This is a genomic window from Pseudomonas sp. GLN_2 (genome assembly GCF_043106005.1).
In the GTDB taxonomy this organism is placed as follows: Bacteria; Pseudomonadota; Gammaproteobacteria; order Pseudomonadales; family Pseudomonadaceae; genus Aquipseudomonas; species Aquipseudomonas alloputida.
In genome coordinates this window covers 1-17,855 of the sequence record NZ_JBICMC010000081.1, presented here as the reverse complement: position 1 = coordinate 17,855, position 17,855 = coordinate 1, and the positions used below count along the sequence as shown (strand labels likewise).

14 protein-coding genes and 1 pseudogene are annotated in these 17,855 nt (G+C 62.3%); 7 read left to right on the top strand and 8 right to left on the bottom strand.

The features are described from left to right. The 3 genes from bamA to ACF8Q6_RS19585 all read left to right on the top strand — a co-directional run. The coding region (gene bamA / locus ACF8Q6_RS19595; protein ID WP_392499323.1) for an outer membrane protein assembly factor BamA at positions 1-1,431 on the top strand (1,431 nt) is incomplete at its 5' end. A gap of 130 nt (positions 1,432-1,561) precedes the next feature. Next, entirely contained in the window at positions 1,562-1,945 is a 384-nt protein-coding gene (locus ACF8Q6_RS19590; RefSeq protein ID WP_392493081.1) for a hypothetical protein, read from the top strand. A 14-nt stretch (positions 1,946-1,959) separates the two neighbouring features. Then, the gene (locus tag ACF8Q6_RS19585; protein ID WP_392493080.1) at positions 1,960-2,925 is read left to right on the top strand and encodes an endonuclease; all 966 of its coding nucleotides are present in this window, start codon (positions 1,960-1,962) and stop codon (positions 2,923-2,925) included. Positions 2,926-2,966: 41 nt separating this feature from the next. Here the strand turns inward: ACF8Q6_RS19585 and ACF8Q6_RS19580 are convergent, their stop codons facing one another. The 8 genes from ACF8Q6_RS19580 to ACF8Q6_RS19545 all read right to left on the bottom strand — a co-directional run bounded on the left by ACF8Q6_RS19580 (position 2,967) and on the right by ACF8Q6_RS19545 (position 12,127). Beyond that, a complete protein-coding gene (locus ACF8Q6_RS19580; RefSeq protein WP_121161626.1) occupies positions 2,967-3,929 on the bottom strand; it encodes a D-glycerate dehydrogenase in 963 nt (320 codons plus the stop codon). A 10-nt stretch (positions 3,930-3,939) separates the two neighbouring features. Then, positions 3,940-5,232, bottom strand: coding sequence for an MFS transporter (locus ACF8Q6_RS19575; RefSeq protein WP_010954250.1), 1,293 nt, complete (start codon positions 5,230-5,232; stop codon positions 3,940-3,942). 55 nt (positions 5,233-5,287) lie between these two features. Next, a complete protein-coding gene (locus tag ACF8Q6_RS19570; protein ID WP_392493078.1) occupies positions 5,288-6,238 on the bottom strand; it encodes a sugar kinase in 951 nt (316 codons plus the stop codon). Further along, a complete protein-coding gene (locus ACF8Q6_RS19565; RefSeq protein WP_392493077.1) occupies positions 6,231-7,010 on the bottom strand; it encodes a sugar phosphate isomerase/epimerase family protein in 780 nt (259 codons plus the stop codon). The genes ACF8Q6_RS19570 and ACF8Q6_RS19565 overlap by 8 nt, the downstream gene beginning before the upstream one ends. A gap of 64 nt (positions 7,011-7,074) precedes the next feature. Then, positions 7,075-8,094, bottom strand: coding sequence for a transcriptional regulator PtxS (gene ptxS / locus ACF8Q6_RS19560; protein WP_252460042.1), 1,020 nt, complete (start codon positions 8,092-8,094; stop codon positions 7,075-7,077). A 244-nt stretch (positions 8,095-8,338) separates the two neighbouring features. Then, positions 8,339-9,586: a c-type cytochrome gene (locus ACF8Q6_RS19555; RefSeq protein WP_392493075.1), complete on the bottom strand. Its 1,248-nt coding sequence runs from the start codon at positions 9,584-9,586 to the stop codon at positions 8,339-8,341. 12 nt (positions 9,587-9,598) lie between these two features. Next, on the bottom strand, positions 9,599-11,383 hold the full coding sequence (locus ACF8Q6_RS19550) for a GMC family oxidoreductase (RefSeq protein WP_004374955.1): 1,785 nt from the start codon (positions 11,381-11,383) through the stop codon (positions 9,599-9,601). 3 nt (positions 11,384-11,386) lie between these two features. Then, positions 11,387-12,127 (bottom strand): gluconate 2-dehydrogenase subunit 3 family protein, encoded by a 741-nt coding sequence (locus ACF8Q6_RS19545; protein WP_020190794.1) that lies wholly within the window; start codon positions 12,125-12,127, stop codon positions 11,387-11,389. Positions 12,128-12,477: 350 nt separating this feature from the next. Between ACF8Q6_RS19545 and icmH the strand changes: the two are divergent. The 4 genes and pseudogenes from icmH to ACF8Q6_RS19525 form a co-directional block, all read left to right on the top strand. After that, a pseudogene (gene icmH, locus ACF8Q6_RS19540) lies at positions 12,478-13,325 on the top strand (type IVB secretion system protein IcmH/DotU). A 13-nt stretch (positions 13,326-13,338) separates the two neighbouring features. After that, positions 13,339-15,516, top strand: coding sequence for a type VI secretion system Vgr family protein (locus ACF8Q6_RS19535; protein ID WP_392493073.1), 2,178 nt, complete (start codon positions 13,339-13,341; stop codon positions 15,514-15,516). Then, positions 15,516-16,394: a DUF4123 domain-containing protein gene (locus tag ACF8Q6_RS19530; protein WP_392493071.1), complete on the top strand. Its 879-nt coding sequence runs from the start codon at positions 15,516-15,518 to the stop codon at positions 16,392-16,394. Before ACF8Q6_RS19535 ends, ACF8Q6_RS19530 begins: the two co-directional genes overlap by 1 nt. 14 nt (positions 16,395-16,408) lie before the next feature. Beyond that, positions 16,409-17,855: T6SS effector BTH_I2691 family protein (locus ACF8Q6_RS19525; RefSeq protein ID WP_392499318.1), on the top strand; the 1,447-nt coding region annotated here is incomplete at its 3' end.

Below are 17,855 nucleotides of genomic sequence, written 5' to 3'. Positions count from 1 at the left end.
GGTAACGAAGGCTACACCTTCGCCAACGTCAACGGCGTGCCGCAACCAAACGACCAGGACCACACCGTCGACATCATGTTCGTGGTCGACCCGGGCAAGCGTGCCTACGTCAACCGCATCAACTACCGCGGCAACACCAAGACCGAAGACGAAGTGCTGCGCCGCGAAATGCGCCAGATGGAAGGTGGCTGGGCGTCGACCTACCTGATCGACCAGTCCAAGACCCGCCTGGAGCGCCTGGGCTTCTTCAAGGAAGTCAACGTCGAGACCCCGCAGGTGCCTGGCACCGACGACCAGGTCGACGTCAACTACAGCGTCGAAGAGCAGGCCTCGGGTTCGATCACCGCCAGCGTCGGTTTCGCCCAGAGCGCCGGCCTGATCCTGGGGGGTTCGATCAGCCAGAGCAACTTCCTCGGCACCGGTAACAAGGTGTCCATCGGCCTGACCCGTTCGGAATACCAGACCAAGTACAACTTCGGCTTCGTCGACCCCTACTTCACCGCCGACGGCGTGAGCCTGGGCTACAACCTGTTCTACAACAGCACCGACTACAGCGATTACTACGACGATGGGGTTTCGTACTATGCAATCAACAGCTACGGCGCCGGGGTCAGCTTCGGCTACCCGATCAACGAAACCTCGCGCCTGACCTACGGCCTGACCCTGCAGCACGACGACATTTCGCCCGGCACCTACAGCGCTGACGAGATCTACGATTTCATCTCCCGCGAAGGCAAAAGCTTCAACAACCTCAAGGCGTCGATCGGTTGGTCGGAATCTACCCTCAACAAAGGCGTGCTAGCCACCCGGGGCCACTCGCAGAGCCTGACGCTGATGGCTACCACCCCTGGCAGCGACCTGTCGTTCTACAAGCTCGACTACAACGGCCAGGCTTTCCTGCCGGTCACCAGCAACACCACGCTGCGCCTGCACACCAACCTGGGCTACGGCAACGGCTATGGCTCCACCGACGGCTTGCCGTTCTATGAAAGCTACAACGCCGGTGGGCAGGGGTCGGTACGCGGGTTCAAGGACGGCACCCTCGGCCCGCGCAGCACACCGGCTACCGGGGCCTACTCCAGCGCTGGGCAGGCTTACTATTCCGACCGCGACACCGATGTGCTGGGGGGCAATATCCTGATTACCGGCGGTGCCGAGTACCTGTTCCCGCTACCTTTCGTGAAGGACCAGAGCCAGCTGCGCAGCTCGGTGTTCGTCGATGCTGGCAACGTATATGCCGACACCTGCTACCTGTCCACCACCCAAGGCTGCGGCAGCGTCGACCTGGCGCAGATGGCTGTGTCGCTGGGGGTTGGCGTGACCTGGTACAGCCCGATGGGGCCGCTGAGTTTCAGCCTGGCGGCGCCATTGAAAAAGCCGGATAACGCCGAAACCCAGGTGTTCCAGTTCTCGCTGGGGCAGACCTTCTGAGGCTGCTCTTGAAATGAACCGCACAGCACGGGGGTTGAGCATTACCCGCTTTTACCCCCCCTTTACCCAAGTTGACAGTCACCTTGCCTAAGCTGGCCAGCACTCGAACCCCGCCCAGCAGGACACCCTCATGCCTCCGTTCACACCCTGTTTCCCTACATCACTGCGCGAAGATGAAATACCCGTCGCCCTGCTCGATCTGGTGCAGCAACGCCTGGCCACCCTGCTTGGCCCACGCTTCACGGTGGTCCTGGGCGGTAGCGGCAACGGCGATGGTGTCAGTCATTACCACCTGGCAATCCAGCACAACCAGAGCGGGGTATCCCTGGAGGACTACGGTGACGTCGGTGCCGGTTTCGTCGAGCACCTGCTGCGCATGGGCACCCAGGTGCGGGACATGCTCGACTCGGCCACCTTCAGCCATATGGGCAGCGACGACCCTGGCCGACCATTGGTATGGCTCCGCGAGCTGGTCAGCCCCGGGGAAACCATTACAATGCGCGGCCCAACCTGAAATATGTTTTCCCCATGAAATCACTGCTTTACGCCGTAACCTTATTATTTTCCTTTACCCTCCCTGCCTTGGCCAACCCGCCGGCCACCTTCACCGAAGCCAAGGTGGTGGCCAAGCAGAAGGTCTACCTGGACCAGGCCAGCAGTGCCATGGGCGACCTGTACTGCGGTTGCAAATGGACCTGGGTGGGCAAGTCTGGCGGGCGCATCGATGCCGCCTCGTGTGGTTACCAGACGCGCAAGCAGCAGAACCGTGCCGAACGCACCGAGTGGGAACACATCGTGCCCGCCCACACCTTCGGCAACCAGCGCCAGTGCTGGAAGAACGGCGGCCGTGAGCACTGCGTGGACAACGACCCGGTGTTCCGCGCCATGGAGGCCGACCTGTTCAACCTTTACCCGGCCGTGGGTGAGGTCAACGGTGACCGCAGCAACTTCAACTACGGCATGGTCACTGGCAATGCCGGCGAATACGGCCAATGCACCACCAAGGTCGATTTCGTCCAGCGCACCGCCGAACCGCGTGACGAAGTCAAAGGCCTGGTGGCCCGCACCACGTTCTACATGTTCGACCGCTACAAGCTGAACATGTCGCGCCAACAGCAACAGCTGCTGATGGCCTGGGACAAGCAACACCCGGTGTCGGCCTGGGAGAAAGAACGCGACCGGCGCATTGCCGCGATCATGGGCCATGCCAACCCGTTCGTAAGCGGCGAACGCAAGTGGACCGCCGGCTACAAGCCGGTTGGCAGCGGCGTGGTAGAGGCGGTACCGGTAAACGCGGCCAAGCCAGAGGCCAAACCAAGGCTGGCCAGCGCCGGTTCGGTCGGCGCCGTGCTTGGCAACCGCAACAGCCACGTCTATCACCTGTCAGTCGGCTGCCCGGGCTACAACCAGGTTGCAGCGAAGAACCAGGTTACCTTCGCAAACGAAGGTGAAGCGCAGGCAGCGGGGTATCGCAAGGCAGGCAACTGCCGCTGACCGTTTCAAAGGCTGCGCGGCCCCTGTGGGAACGGGGCGCGTCAGCCGTTGACCAGGTTTACCGGCCGTTCACCGGCCAGCGCGCTGAGCAGGTTGTCCACCGCGCAACGCGCCATGGCCTGGCGGGTTTCCTCGGTCGCCGAGCCGATATGCGGGGTCGCTACCACGTTATCCAGCTGCAACAGCGGCGAATCGGTCGGCAGCGGCTCGTGCACGAACACGTCCAGCCCCGCACCTCGGATGCGCCTGGCCCGCAGCGCTTCGATCAGCGCCTGCTCATCCACCACACGCCCGCGTGAGATGTTCACCAGGATTGCCTCAGGCTTCATCAACGCAAGTTCCCGTGCGCCTATCAAGCCTTCGGTGCTAGCGCTCAACGGCACCGTCAGGCAAACGAAATCTGCCTGCTGCAACAGCTCATCCAGGCTGCACTGGCATGCGGCATAGCGTGCTTCCACCTCGGGCTTGGCACGCTGGCTGTGATACAGCACGCGCATGCCAAAGCCAGCGGCCGCGCGCCGGGCCAGGGCCTCGCCAATGCGGCCCATGCCGACGATGCCTAGCGTCTTGCCGTGCACATCACTGCCAAAATGCGCCGGCCCCAGGTTGGCCTGCCAACGGCCGTCACGCACCCAGTTCGCCAGCTCCACCACCCGCCTGGCGGTAGCCAGGATCAAGGCAAAGCCTGTGTCGGCCGTGGTTTCTGTCAACACGTCGGGCGTGTTGGTAAGCATCACACCACGCCTGCTGAGTTCAGCAATGTCGTAGTTGTCCACGCCCACCGAAACGCTCGACACCACTTCCAGTTGCGGTGCAAGGTCGAGCAGGCTGGCATCCAGGCGCAGGCTGGCCCCCAGCAACCCGTGCGCCCCCGGTAACGCATCGCGCAGGCGGGCCAGGCCATCGGGCTGGGTGGTGTCCACCCAGGTCACCTCGACGCGATCTTGCAGGCGTGCCATCAAGTCGTCTGACAGGCGTTTATACAGGACGATTCGCTTCTTCATTGCAGATTTCCTAATGGTTCATGGCCAGACGCGAGCTATCGCGCTTTGCTCGGCCAGAGGTCTGGGAAGTATTGAGCGCAGCGGTAAGCGCCACTGCAGTCAGCAGCGCACCGCACATGAACAGGTAAGAGGCGCCGGGCCCGCCCGTAGCCCCATTGAGGTAGCCCACCAGCCACGAGCCGCCAAACGAGCCCAGCGCCCCCATGCTGTTGATCAGCGCCATGGCGCCGCCTGCGACGTTGGCCGGCAGGATCTCGGGCACGATCGCGAAGAATGGGCCATAGGGTGCGTACATACAGGCACCAGCAACCACCAGCAATGCATACGACAGCCAGAAATGCTCGCTGCCCAAGGCGTAGGAACCATAGAACGCCAACGCGGCAATCAGCAGCGGCGGCCAGACGAAGCGCTTGCGCTTTTGCAGGCGGTCCGACGCCCAGGACACGCCCACCATCGCCAGCACCGCCGCCAGGTAGGGCACCGAGGCCAGCCAGCCGGCCTGCACGATATCGACGTTCGCCGCCTGCTTGAGGATCGACGGCAGCCACAGCACGAAGCCATACACGCCGATGCTCCAGCAGAAGTACTGCAGCGCCAGGATGATCACTTGCGGCGAGCGGAACGCTTCGCGATAGTTCTTTACAGGCTTGATACCCTGCTGCTCGGCAGCCAGCGCCTGCGCCAGGGCGGCCTTTTCCTGCTCGCTCAGCCAAGCCACCTGGGCCGGGCGGTCATCCACCAGGCGCCACCAGAAGAACGCCCAGATCACGGCGGGCAGGCCTTCGATGATGAACATCCAGCGCCAGTCGTAATGCTTGATCAGGTAACCCGACACCACCGACATCCACAGAATGGTCACCGGGTTGCCCAGCATCAGGAAGGTGTTGGCGCGCGAACGCTCGGCCCGGGTGAACCAGTGGCACAGGTACACCAGCATGGCCGGCATGACCGCAGCTTCCACCACCCCGAGCAGGAAGCGGATACCGATCAGCATGTAGACGTTGCTGACCATGCCGGTAAGCGTGGCAAGGCCGCCCCACAGGATCAGGCAGACGAAGATAAGCTTCTTCACGCTGCGCTTTTCAGCGTAGATGGCGCCGGGAACCTGGAAGAAGAAGTAACCGAGAAAGAACAGCGCACCCAACAACGAAGACAGCACCGGGGTGATGTGCAGGTCTTCGGCCATGCCGGAGGCGGCGGCGAAGCCGTAGTTGGCGCGGTCCAGGTACGCCAGGCTGTAGGTGACGAACACAATCGGAATGATGTACCACCAGCGGCGAGGTGCCAGGCTTTGGCTTTGCATGGTTTGTTTCTCCTGAGCTTGTTGTTTTTGTTGCAACAGGTGATTCCGGGTCGGCTCATGCGCTTCTGCGCAGGTCGTAGGCCTCCAGTTCATGGCGCAGCGGCAGCCCTTCCATGTCGCCCCGCGACTGCACGGCACGGCTGCCGCACCAGTTGCCGCGCGCTACCGCCTCGGCTACCGGACGGCCCTCCAGTAGCGCGCTGAGCACACCGACGGCAAAGGCATCACCTGCACCGACGGTGTCCACCACGCGGCTGACTAACACGGGGGCTACCTGCCCTTCGCCCTTGGCGCTGCGGAAGTAGGCGCCAGCGTCGCCCAGCTTGATCACCACCAATTCCACCCCTTGGTCCAGGTAGAATGCGGCGATATCGGCCGGCGTGTGCTGACCGGTCAGCAACCGCCCCTCCTCCAACCCCGGTAAAACCCAGTCGGCCTTGGCCGCCAGGGCATTGATTTCACGCACCATGCTGCTTTGATCGGGCCACAGCGAAGGGCGCAGGTTGGGGTCGAACGATATGCTGCGCCCGGCTGCGCGCATTGCGTCCAGCAGCGCGTGGGACAGCGCCCGCGAGCTGTCCGACAGCGCCAGCGGAATACCGGTAGCGTGCACGTGGCGAGCCTGCAGCCAAACGGGGCTCACCATCGCAGGTGACAGCCTGCTGGCCGCCGAACCGCGGCGAAAGTACTCCACTGCCGGGTCACTGCCATCATCGCTGCGGGCCTTGAGCTGAAAACCCGTCGGGTAGTTGGCATCCACCTCGACACCGGAACAGTCCAGGCCTTCGCAGCGCAAGCTGTCGAGCACGAAACGGCCCAACGAATCGTCACCTACCCGGCTCAGCCAGCGCACCTTGAAACCCAGCCGCGCCAGGCCGATCGCCACGTTGCTGTCGGCGCCGGCGATGCGTTTGCCGAACTGCCCGACACCGGCCAGGTCACCGGCTTGCTCGGCGACGAACATGGCCATGGTTTCGCCGAAACACAGTACGTCATGTTCATGCATGGTCCAGCTCCTGCGCAGCGCCCAGTGCAGAAAGGTGACGCACCTGGGCCCGGGTCAGCGCCAGCAGGTCTTTGCCCACCAAGGGGTACTCGACGGCGCGCACCACGCCCGGCGCGAACTCGGCCATCAGCGCTGCCCACGCTTGCAGGTCCGCTGCTTGCGGCGGTATGGCAACCAGACGGCCATCGGCCCGGCGCTGCACAGCCTTGCAATGCACATAGCGCACCCAACGGCCTAGCTGTCTTGCAGCTTGCGGCGCGGGCTCGCCCTGCCACTGCCAGTTACCGATATCGAACGTCATGCCCACGCGCAGCCCAAGCGGGTCGACACGCTGGAAAAACTGCAGCATCGGTTCGATCCTGCCACCTTGTGCGGTCTGATCGTTCTCCACCAGCAACAGAGGCCCATGGGCAGGCAGCAGCGACGCCAGGGCCGTCACATTGCAGTGCTCATCGAAGTGCCCCAAGGAAACCTTCAGCGCCACTGCACCAAGCGCGCGGGCTATTTCCAGCTTCTGCACCAGCAGCGGGTCGGGCACGCCTTGCGCGGTCCACAATTCAAGGGGGGTGGAGTACAGGCATTCCAGGCGCAGCGCGGCAATGACCCTACCCAGCGCAGCTGCGTCCGGTGCACTGGCGAACAATTCTTCGCGCAATTCGACGCGGCTGACGCCAGCGGCTGCCAGCAGGTCCAGAAACTGCTCCTGGCCACGTTGGCGCACAAAGTCGGCGCCGTAGCTGGAGAGACTGATGGAAACGGGGTTCGCTTGCATTGTTATTGTCCTTATGAAACCGGTTTCATTTTTGATCAGCAGCAGGCAAAAGCCTGCCGTTTTCTTACTGGGGTTGGGTTGAACCGCGGATGATCAGGTTGGCTTTGAAGTCGATGCGCCGGGCTGCGCCGCTGTCGCCGCGCAAACGACCGAGCAGGCTTTCGAAGGCCGCCACGCCGATACGCTCGGTGGGCTGGGCGAGCGCGGTGATGCCTTTGCCGACCAAGGGGTACCAGTCGAGGTCGTCGAGGGCGATCAGCCCGACATCGGTAACCAGGTTGCGCCCGGCCTCGAGCAGCGCCCGGGTCACCGCCAAGGTGGCAACGCCGTTGAAGGTGAAGATGGCTTGCGGACCATGACCACTGTGGGCAAGAAACGAAGCCAATTGGCCCTGCAGCCCAGCGCTGATTTCAAGTACCTGCTGACGCATGCCTGGCCGACGGCTGATCGACGCGCCGAATGCCTGCACCCGCTCCAGGCGTGAACTGGTGCCATCGAGGGGTTCGCTGACCGCCAGGATGTCGCGGTAGCCCTGGGCTTGCAGGTGGTCCAGGGCCTGCTCGACTGCATCAGCATTGTCCAGGCCGACAAGGTCCACATTCAGCTCGGGCAATTGGCGGTCGACCAGCACCATGGGGATGTCACGCTGCAGGTTGAGCAGTTCGCCGGGGTGGTGACCGAGGGTGTTCACGATCAACCCTTCGACGTTGTAGCTCTGCAGGGCCACCAGGTGGTGACGCTCCTGCTCGTCGTCGCGGTTGGTGTTGCACACCACCAGGCTGTAACCATGCTGACGGCAGGCGGTTTCCACGCCGTGCATCACGGCCACTGAATAGGGGTTGAGGATATCGGCCACCAGCATGCCGATCAGCCGCGTCTGGCCGCGCTTGAGGCCGCGAGCCATCTGGTTGGGGCGATAGCCGAGGCGTTCGATGACCTCTTCCAGCCGCTTGGCCGTGGCTTCGGCCAGCAATTGGCGGTCGCCACCGATGTAACGGGAGACGGTGGCTTTGGAAACGCCAGCAACACGCGCCACTTCGCTGATGGTGACCCGTTCGCGGGTATGGGCAGGCGCGTCGGCCATGGGTTTTCCTTATGATTGTTGTAATAGTGATGAAACCGGTTTCAATACAGCAAAAATGCACGCGTTCGTCAACAGGCCGTTGGTCGGGCACGAAGACAGGGAATGTTAAATCGCATTAAGAATATTGCATAGATCATTGATATTAATAGATTTAGATCTGCGGGGCCGGGGTTAGGGATGGCACAGGCTTCGCCCGTGTTCGCGGATAAACCCGCTCCTACGGGCGAGGGCGCAGAAATAAACGTCAGCGAAGCGACTTCACATCACCGGCCGTGACGGCACTGCCCTGGTTACCCCAGCTGCTGCGAATGAAATTCACCACCTCGGCAACCTCCTGGTCACTCAGGCGCCAGCCGAAAGCCGGCATGGTGAAGTTCGACGGTGCACTGTGCGTTGCCGGTACCGTGCCACCGGCGAGCACCACATGGATCAGCGACGTGGCATCCGCAGTCTGCACCACCGGGTTGCCGGCCAAAGCCGGGAACACGCGGGTGTAGCCCTGCCCGTCGGTGCGGTGGCAGGCCGCGCAGTTGTCGATGTACACCGCCGCCCCAGGCTTGCTGTCGTCACCCTTCCATAGCGCATCCGCGACTTGCTTGTCGTACACATGCGGCTGGTCATTCGGATTACTCGGCGGCAGGGTTTTCAGGTAGCGGGCGATAGCGATCAGGTCGGCATCACTCATGTGCTGCATGCTGTGCTCGACCACATCGCTCATGCCGCCGAACACGGCGCTGCGATCACTGCGCCCAGTCTTGAGAAACTGCACCAACTGCGCTTCGCTCCAGCTGCCCAGGCCGTCTTTGTGATCACCACGCAGGTTCTTGGCAATCCAGCCTTCCAGCGGTGCGCTGCCGGCCAGAAACTGCTCGCCATCGGCCGCGCTCAGGGCCTTCTCCTGCATGGTCAGCGCCCGCGGCGTATGACAAGCGCCACAATGCCCAGGGCCCTCGACCAGGTACGCACCGCGGTTCACCACAGGGTCAGCTGTCGCCGATGCCTGCCAGGGCTTGGCCTCTGGTGCGAACAGGCCGCGCCAGATTGCCAGTGGCCAGCGCATGCTCAGCGGCCAAGGAATGTCAGAGGCCTTGTTCGCCTGCTCGACAGGCTCCACGCCCTTCATGAAATAGGCGTACAGCGCCTGCATGTCCTGCTCGCTGACCCGCGCATACGACGGGTATGGCATGGCCGGATAGAGCGTACTGCCGTCCTTGCCGATCCCCCTGCGCACGGCCTGGTCGAAGTCTTCGAAGCTGTACTGGCCAATGCCACTGACCGCCGGGGTGATGTTGGTGGAGTACACCGTGCCAATCGGCGTTTCCATCGGCAACCCGCCGGCAAAGGGTTTGCCGCCTTTGGCGGTATGGCAGGCCACGCAGTCACCGGCGCGGGCCAGGTACTCGCCCAGGCGCACCTGCGCATCGTCATTCGCTACGGCCTGTGCAGCCGCGCCGGCACCCAGCACCAAGGTTGCGATCAACAGTGTCTTCATGCTCATCGCTCCTCAAGCCTGGACCAGCGGACCGGGGTTTTTCAGGTACTGCTCACGGATGGCGCGGGCCGACCAGTAGGTGAGCGCAGCCACCAGCCCGGTCGGGTTGTAACCCAGCCCCTGCGGGAACGCCGAAGCGCCCGGAACGAACACGTTGTGTACGTCCCAGCTTTGCAGGTAGCGGTTCAGTGCACTGGTCTTGGGGTCGGTGCCCATGATCGCCCCGCCGTTCAGGTGGGTGGTCTGGTAACTGGCGGTGTTGAAGTGGTCCTTGACCTGCTTGCCCAGCACGGCAATGGCCTTGGGGTTCATCGCTTGGGCGATCTTGCTCAGCTTGTCGACCATGAACTGGTTCATCTTGATGTCGTTTTCCTGCCAGTCGAACGTCATGCGCAGCAGCGGCTGTCCGTAGGCATCGCGGTAGGTGGGGTCCAGGTCCAGGTAATTGCCACGGTAGGACTGATGGGCGCCGTGGGCGTCCATCGACACCTGGTGGGTGTAGTAGTCGGCCGTGGCTTTCTTCCAGGCACTGCCCCAGGCCGGCGTGCCCGGCGGGTTGGAGGTACCGGCAATCGGCCGGCTACCGGCCTGGTTCACCCACATTGGCGAACCGCCGACGAAGCCGTGCGGGCCATGGTCGAAGTTGTCGGCGTTGAAATCGTCGATGGCAATGCCATTGCCACCCGCGCCGATGAAGTTGTTGGTGTAGGTGTCCTTGTCGAAGAACGCCTTGACTGTCCCCATGTTCTGATAGGCGAAGTTACGCCCGACCACACCTTCGTTCTTCACCGGATCGTAAGGTTTGCCAATGCCGGAAAGCAGCATCAGACGCACGTTGTTGAACTGGAAAGCCGCCAGAATCACCAGCTCTGCCGGTTGCTCCACCTCGCGCCCCTGGGCATCGATGTAGGTCACGCCGGTGGCCTTGCGCTTGCGGTCGTCCAGGTTCACCCGCAGCACATGGGCATTGGGCCGCAACTCGAAGTTGGGCACCTGGCGCAGCGCCGGCAGGATATTCACGTTGGGCGATGCCTTGGAGTACATGTAACACACGTAGCCGCTGCAGAAACCGCAGAAGTTGCACGGCCCCATCTGCGCCCCGTAGGGGTTGGTGTATGGCCCGGAGGTGTTGGCCGACGGTAGGTTGTAGGGTTTGTAGCCCAGGCGGGTGGCAGCCTTTTCGAACAGCCTTGCCGATACAACGTTCTTCTGCGCGGGCAGCGGGAACGGGTTGGAACGGTCCGGCGCATAGGGGTTGCCGCCCTTCCCTTCACCGACCACCTGGCCTTTGACGGTCCAGGCCTGGCCCGAAGTGCCAAAGACCTTTTCGGCAAAGTCGAAATAGGGCTCCAGCTCTTCGTAACTGACACCGAAGTCCTGGATGGTCATGCCTTCGGGAATGAACGTGCGCCCGTAGCGCTCTTCATAGTGGCTGCGCAGGCGCAACTCGACGGGGTCGACCCGGAAGTGCACCCCCGACCAGTGCAGGCCCGCGCCCCCCACGCCCTTGCCCGGCAGGAATGCGCCCAGCTGGCGATTGGGCAATGCCACATCATTCACGCTATGGCGGACAGTGACGGTTTCTTTCGATACATCGACGAACAGCTTCTTGCGCACGCTGTAGGTCAGCTCATCAATCACCTGCGGGTAGCTGCCTTCGGGGTAGGTATCCTGCATCGGCCCCCGCTCCAGGGCTACCACGTGCAGCCCGGCCTCGGTCAGCTCTTTGGCCATGATCGCACCGGCCCAGCCGAAGCCGACGATCACCGCATCCACTTTGTTCAACACAGTCGCCATGCCTCAGGCCCTCTCACCACGGATCGATACAGCCGGGAACGGGTAAGGCTCATTGCGCTCGACCCAGTCCATGAAATCGGCGCGGGCGCCGGGGAAGCCGATCTGGGTCCAGCCGACCATGCCTTTGTTGCCGCCATGAATCGGGTCGCAGAAGAACCCTTCGCGCGTGTTTTGCACCAGCAGGCTGAAGAACACCTTGGCCGGAACGGTTTCGAAAACCAGCTCTCCTGCCTCCAACTTGCTGAGAATGCGGTCTCGGGTAGCGCTATCTTGCGCAGCAAAAACCTGTCCGCCATTGGCCTTGCACCAGCCGTCCACGGCAGCGATGCCCAGGCGGTAGATTTGTTGCGGGCTGAGCTGGAGCTGGTAGCCCAGCTCGGGCGGGGCGTCGGCGTTGAAGGGCCCTTGCATGTACCACTGTGCGCCAGTTGCGTAGGGGGTATTCATCTGGCGGTCGATGAACTCGGCGGCACCCGCTTCGAGTGCCCCTGGGCCAAGCTCATCGGCCGGGATGATGCGCGACACGGCAGCCTGGACAAAAGCCCACTCCTCGGCGCTGAAGAATGTCGGTCGATAGTCGCCCGCAGGTGGCGTGGCGGGCACGTTCGGTTGCTGTTGCGGGGCCGCAAGCAGCTGGCTGGCGCCTGCACCAAGCCCCGTGCTGGCCACGGTAACGACAGGGATCAGGGTCAAGGTCTTGCGCAGAAAATCCCTGCGCGGGTTGTCTGGGGCATGCTCAGGCATTGCGAATCCTCATCGGCTGTGGGGCGGCCTTGATAAGCGCCATCTGATTTTCAATTGAGAGGTGATCTTGATAGGCCATCAAGAGACAGCCGAATAATCTAGCGCGTTCAGAAAGGTTTTGAAACCGGTTTCATGCTTTGCCTTCCCTACCTGTACAAAACATCATTTTTTTGACAAGAAACACTTAAAAACAACTTTTAGCGAAACTTCTTACAACGCATTAGGAAGTTTCAATCTGTCTCAAAAATTGATTCCTCGTTAGCCTTCAAACTTTCGCAAATGCTTGCGCCCGGCCGCATGGAAGTAGGTGCACTGCGAGTGTTTGACCTGCCAAGAGACGAGGATCAAGGATGCCCAAAGAGTCCGAGCGCACTGGCAAACCAGTGCCCGCCCACCAAAAGCCAATCCTGCTTGAAGACACAAATGAAACCCCACGGCCTCCTGGTAGCGCGGGTCCTGAATACGCAACAGATCTGACCAGCTACCCGGCCGACCCGGACTTTCAGCTACGCGGCGGCTACGACAACCTCATGCTCGACGCGGCAAGCCAGCTGTTCGGCCTGGTCATTCGCCTGCGCACACTGGATGACCTGCCCAACATCCAGTTCGTGCACAAGACCGTGCAAACGCAGATCGGTACTATCCGCGAGGAAATGCGACAGCACGGCTATTGCGCGGTCCATCAGGAAGTCTATTCCTACGCCTTGTGCCTGCACCTGGACGAGGCCGTGATGACCCGCCCCTGGGGCCAGAACTCGTGCTGGAGCCACGAACCGCTGCTGAGCATCTTCCACGACGAAACCCAGGGCGGCGAAAAGATCTTGTGCTGCTCGAGCGCATCATGCAATCGCCAAAGGAATTCCAGGATGTGCTGGAGTTCCTGTACTTCTGCTTTTGCCTGGGCCTGCAAGGCAAATACGCCCTTGACCCCAAGGGCGATGAAATCCTTCGCGCGTTGATCAGCCGGATGCACAAGGTCATTCGCCAACTGCGTGGCCCCACGCCGGAAACAGTGAGCGACCCCTATAGCAACGTCGTCCATTGCCCCCACCGTATGCGCCGCTGGCAGTGGCCCTGGTGGACCCCGCTGGTCATCTCGGTCATCGCCATGGTCTGCGCCTACAGCTACTACAGCTACCGCCTCGACCTGCTAACCGCCGAAGTCGTCGAATCGCTCAACGCCATTCTGCAGCAGTAACGGGGGACGCCACATGCCCAGCCAATCCGATTTGCGCTTCACTTTCCAGCCGCTGGTTGGCCGAAGCGAGTTTGAGGTGGTGTCGTTCGAACTGGACGAAGCCATCAGCTCACCGTTCCGACTGCAGCTGGAGCTGATCAGCTTCGAAGACGATGTCGACTTCGGCCAGCTCCTCGACAAACCGGTGCTCTTCACCCTCTGGCAGGGTGAGCGCCCGTTGCGCTACGTGCACGGCCTGGTCAGCACCTTCAGCCAGGGTGAAACAGGCTTCCATCGCACCCGTTACCGGGCACTGGTCGAGCCCGTGCTGGCCCGCGCCGGGCTGCGCTCGAACTGGCGCATCTTCCAGCAGAAAACCGTGCCGCAGATTCTCGAGATCATGCTCAAGCGCCAGGGCGTGAATGCCTACGAGCTGAAGTGTCTCGACCCGCATCAGGTGCGCGAATTTTGCGTGCAGGCCGGTGAAACAGACCTCGACTTCATGGCCCGCCTGGCCGCCGAGGAAGGCATTGTCTACCGCTTCGAACACACGCCGAAGCAGCACTTGCTGATCATCACTGACCGGCTGCTGGCGCTGGGCCAGATCAGCCGGGGGGCCATCAAGACCGATGATGAGGATGAAGGGTTTCACAATGACGACGTGGGCCCCGATCAGGTGCTGTACCGATCCGTTGGAGGCGGCGATCAGGCCAGGCCTTGCCTGCGGCGCTTGCGTTACAGCGAACAGGTGCGAACAGCGCGGCAGGTGCAACGGGACTACACCTTCACTCACCCACAATACCGTCAGGAACACCAGGCTTACGACAATAGCAACACCCATCAATCGCTGAACTATGAGCGCTTCGACTACCCCGGCCGATACAAGCGTGATGCGGTCGGGGTTCCGTTCACTGCCACCCGCCTCACGGCCCTGCGCCATGATGCACGCATTGCCGAAGTGGAAGGCGACGATGTGCGCCTGCAACCGGGGCTGAGCTTCACCCTCATCGAGCACCCGCGTGAAGACCTCAACGTGCACTGGCGCACGGTCAGCGTGCATCACGAAGGCACCCAGTTCACCAGCCTGCAGGAAGAGGCCGCCGGCTCGCAGCAAGGCACCCGCTACAAACAGGAAGCATTGCTGGTTCCCGGCAGGACCGAATGGCGCCCGGCCCCCCTGCCCAAGCCACGCATCGACGGCCCGCACATGGCGACGGTGGTCGGGCCCAAGGGCGAGGAAATCTATTGCGACCAATGGGGCCGGGTGAAAGTGAGCTTTCCTTGGGACCGGGAAAGCGAAAACAACGAGTTCAGCTCCTGCTGGGTGCGCGTGTCGCAAGGTTGGGCGGGGGGCAGCTGGGGTTCGATGGCCATCCCGCGCATCGGCCAGGATGTGATCATCCAGTACGTCAACGCCGACCCGGACCAGCCGATGATCACCGGGCGCACCTATTGCGGTAACCAGTTGCCGCCCTATGACCTGCCCGAGCACAAGACGCGCATGACCATCAAGAGCCAGACCCATAAAGGCGAAGGCTTCAACGAGCTGCGCTTCGAGGATGAACTGGGTCGGCAGGAGGTGTTCATTCATGCCGAGCGGGACCAGAACAACATCGTCAAGCACGACGAAACCACACGCGTGGGTAACGATCGTACCGAACGCGTCGAACGAGACGAGACGATTTCGATCGGTCAGGACCGTCGCGAAGACATTGCCCGTGACGAGTCTGTTGGCATCGGCCAGAACCGGGTACACGAAATCGGCAACGACGAAAGCCTGAGCATCGGCCGCAACCACAGGATCACCACAGGCAAGGACCGAATCGAACAGGTAGGGAACCACCGGCAGGACATCACCAAGGCAAACCACACGATAGAAATCGGCGGCCACCGCGAACAGGTGGTTGCCGGTCACAGCACGTTGCAAACGGGCGAAGCCATCCGGCACACCACCAAGGTTTATGACATCCAGGTCAGCGAAAGCCTGACGATCCGCAGCCCCGCAGGGCTTTTGAGAGTCGACGGCGCCGGTATCACGCTGGACGGCCTGGCGCTGGCCTTCAAAGGGCCTGTCAGCCAGCAGGCTACGGGTAGCAATCGCGTCACTTCAACGTCTGGCGTACCAGCGCCGGGCGAGCCCATTTGCCTCAGCTGCCTGCTCAAGGCGATAGCCGACGGCCACACCATCATTCGCATGGAAGGAGCAAGCTGATGCCCAGCCCATTTGTCAGAGCAATGGTCGATGTGCTGCGGGCATCCGATCACTATCGCCTCAGCGCCATCGTGGAAATGGCCAACTTGACACCCAAGGTGCAAGAACAACTGACCGGGCACTACACGGGCCGCTGCTGGCCACTGCTGCAGCAAGCCCAGTTCAGCAACCTGCGGACAGCAGGCCCTTGGTTGTTCGGTTCGCGCCTCGGTTCTGAAGTCTCGGCCCAGTACGACTTCCAGTGGCAACTTGAACAAGGTGCTGCTGGCGCCGTGTGCGGCTGGATAGTCAGCGCGCTTCCCGCTGCCCGGCTCGCCGGACACTTGAGCCACGCCAACATCGTCACGGGCACGGACGGCCACTCGTACCTGTTGCGCTTCCACACCGCCGCGGCTCTGCTAGTGCTGGATAGGCATCGTGAGCTGCCTGGGGTAAGCGAATGGCTGGCCCCCATCCATCACTGGTGGGCACCCGTAGCGCACCCGAGCAAGCGGTTGTGGATGCAGATATCCGGGGGTGATCAGCCTCAATCCACGCACTGTCCGCCAATCACGTTGAACGAAGCGTGTTGGGCCGAACTGGCGGGTGACCCGCTGAGCTATCAACTTGCCGAGTTGCTCAAGAACGAGCAGTCCTGCCCGACCTTGCACGCTGCCTGCCACGGCACACGGGTTGGCTTGATTCAGCACTATCTGGATCAGGCGCGCGCGCAAGGCCTGGGACGTGAAGAAGACCTTATTAGCTATGTGCTGATGCTGGCTCGCGGTGGCGAACAGCTCAGTAGCTCGCCAGCCTGGCAGGAGGCGATTGCCGCCACGCGCGAGCAGCAGACATCCCTGATGGACAACGTGCAGCGCTGCCTGCGCACCAAGGACTGAGGCACAACACAACCATGGACTCACTCAGCGAAACCCTCGAACTGTGCAGGCGCATCACCTCCGGCTACCGCCCTGCCCTGCGCAACAGCCCCGTCGCCGACTGCACCCGCCGCTTCGAACTGCTGCCCCTGCGCTACGCCGCCGTCGGCGGCAACCCGGCACAACGTGCTCGCCTGCCCAAATTGCCAGGCTATCTCAGCCCGTTCCAGGAGGTCGGCGAGCTGACCCATTCCAGCTACGCCATCCGCCCTTTGCGCGAGGGCTTTCTCTACCTGCTGATCAAGCGCCATAGCGCGCCGGCCTACGAATGGCACAGCCAATACCGCGTGGCGCCCAATGGCTCGCTGCTGTACATCAGCAGCGACGCCCCCTGGGCGCCTGCCCCCAGCGCCGGCAATCTGGATGAGATCCTTCGCGGTTTCGGCTGGACCATCACCCTCTACGACCTGGATGACATCCAGGAGCTGCGCCCATTGTTCAGCCCTTCCCCGCTGACCCCGCGTATGCTCGACAACTACCGCCTGCTCGACGAGGAATACCGCAGCAGCCTGCCCACGATTGATATCGCCCGCTTCATCCAGCCTTCCGACGCCCCGCCACAGCCCCACGTCCTCAAGCATGACCAACTGAACTGGGTGGCCGACTTCAAGGCCCAAAACGATGCAGACCTGCAGGCACTGCTGGACCTGCAGCCGTTCAACAACGACCAGATCGTCTCGCCGCACGCATCACGCCAAGCGCTGGCACCGCTGGTGAACCACAGCAAACCCCGTGGCGCCGCCATCGTCATCGAAGACGCCATCGGGATCACCCAGGAGCTCAACGCCTGGCGCAACGCCGCTGTCGAGGATGTGAAGACCCAGTGGCTGGCGCGTACCGTGGAACCCGGGGTGGACAACGAACGCAAGCTGCTGGTCGCGCAGTCGTTCCTGGAAATCGAAAAACTCTACCCGCAGATGGTGGCCGAGCAGATCGTCAAGCGCGAAGTCATGGCCGAAAAAGTCCGCAACCAGCCCCACCTGCATCCCGAGATCTACTTGTTCTCCGAACGGGCCAATCAACAGGCAGATGCCCATGATGAACGCATGAAGCCCCACCTGGCGCAGTTCGAGCGCGAGGTCCGCAGCAAAGTCCAGGCCCGTCAGGATGCCGGCGAGTTCCGCAAGCGGTTCGACCAGAAATACGGCCACCTGGTCGACCGCCAGGCCATGCACGATCAGCTCGACGGTTTCGAGCAGGCCATGCAACACGCCCAGCAAGCCGCCGAAGACCGCGCCAAGGACCATACCCGCTGGGTGGTCAGCGAACGCTTGTTGCAAGCGCTGGACCGCTACGACAACGCCGACCTCATCAACGGCCTGGCCTTTGCCGAACAGACCGGCCAGTGCGTGATCGGCATGGAGTTGAGTGAAGGGGGTACAAAGGTGCTGGACCACTGGTGGCGCAGTGACGTGGCAGACC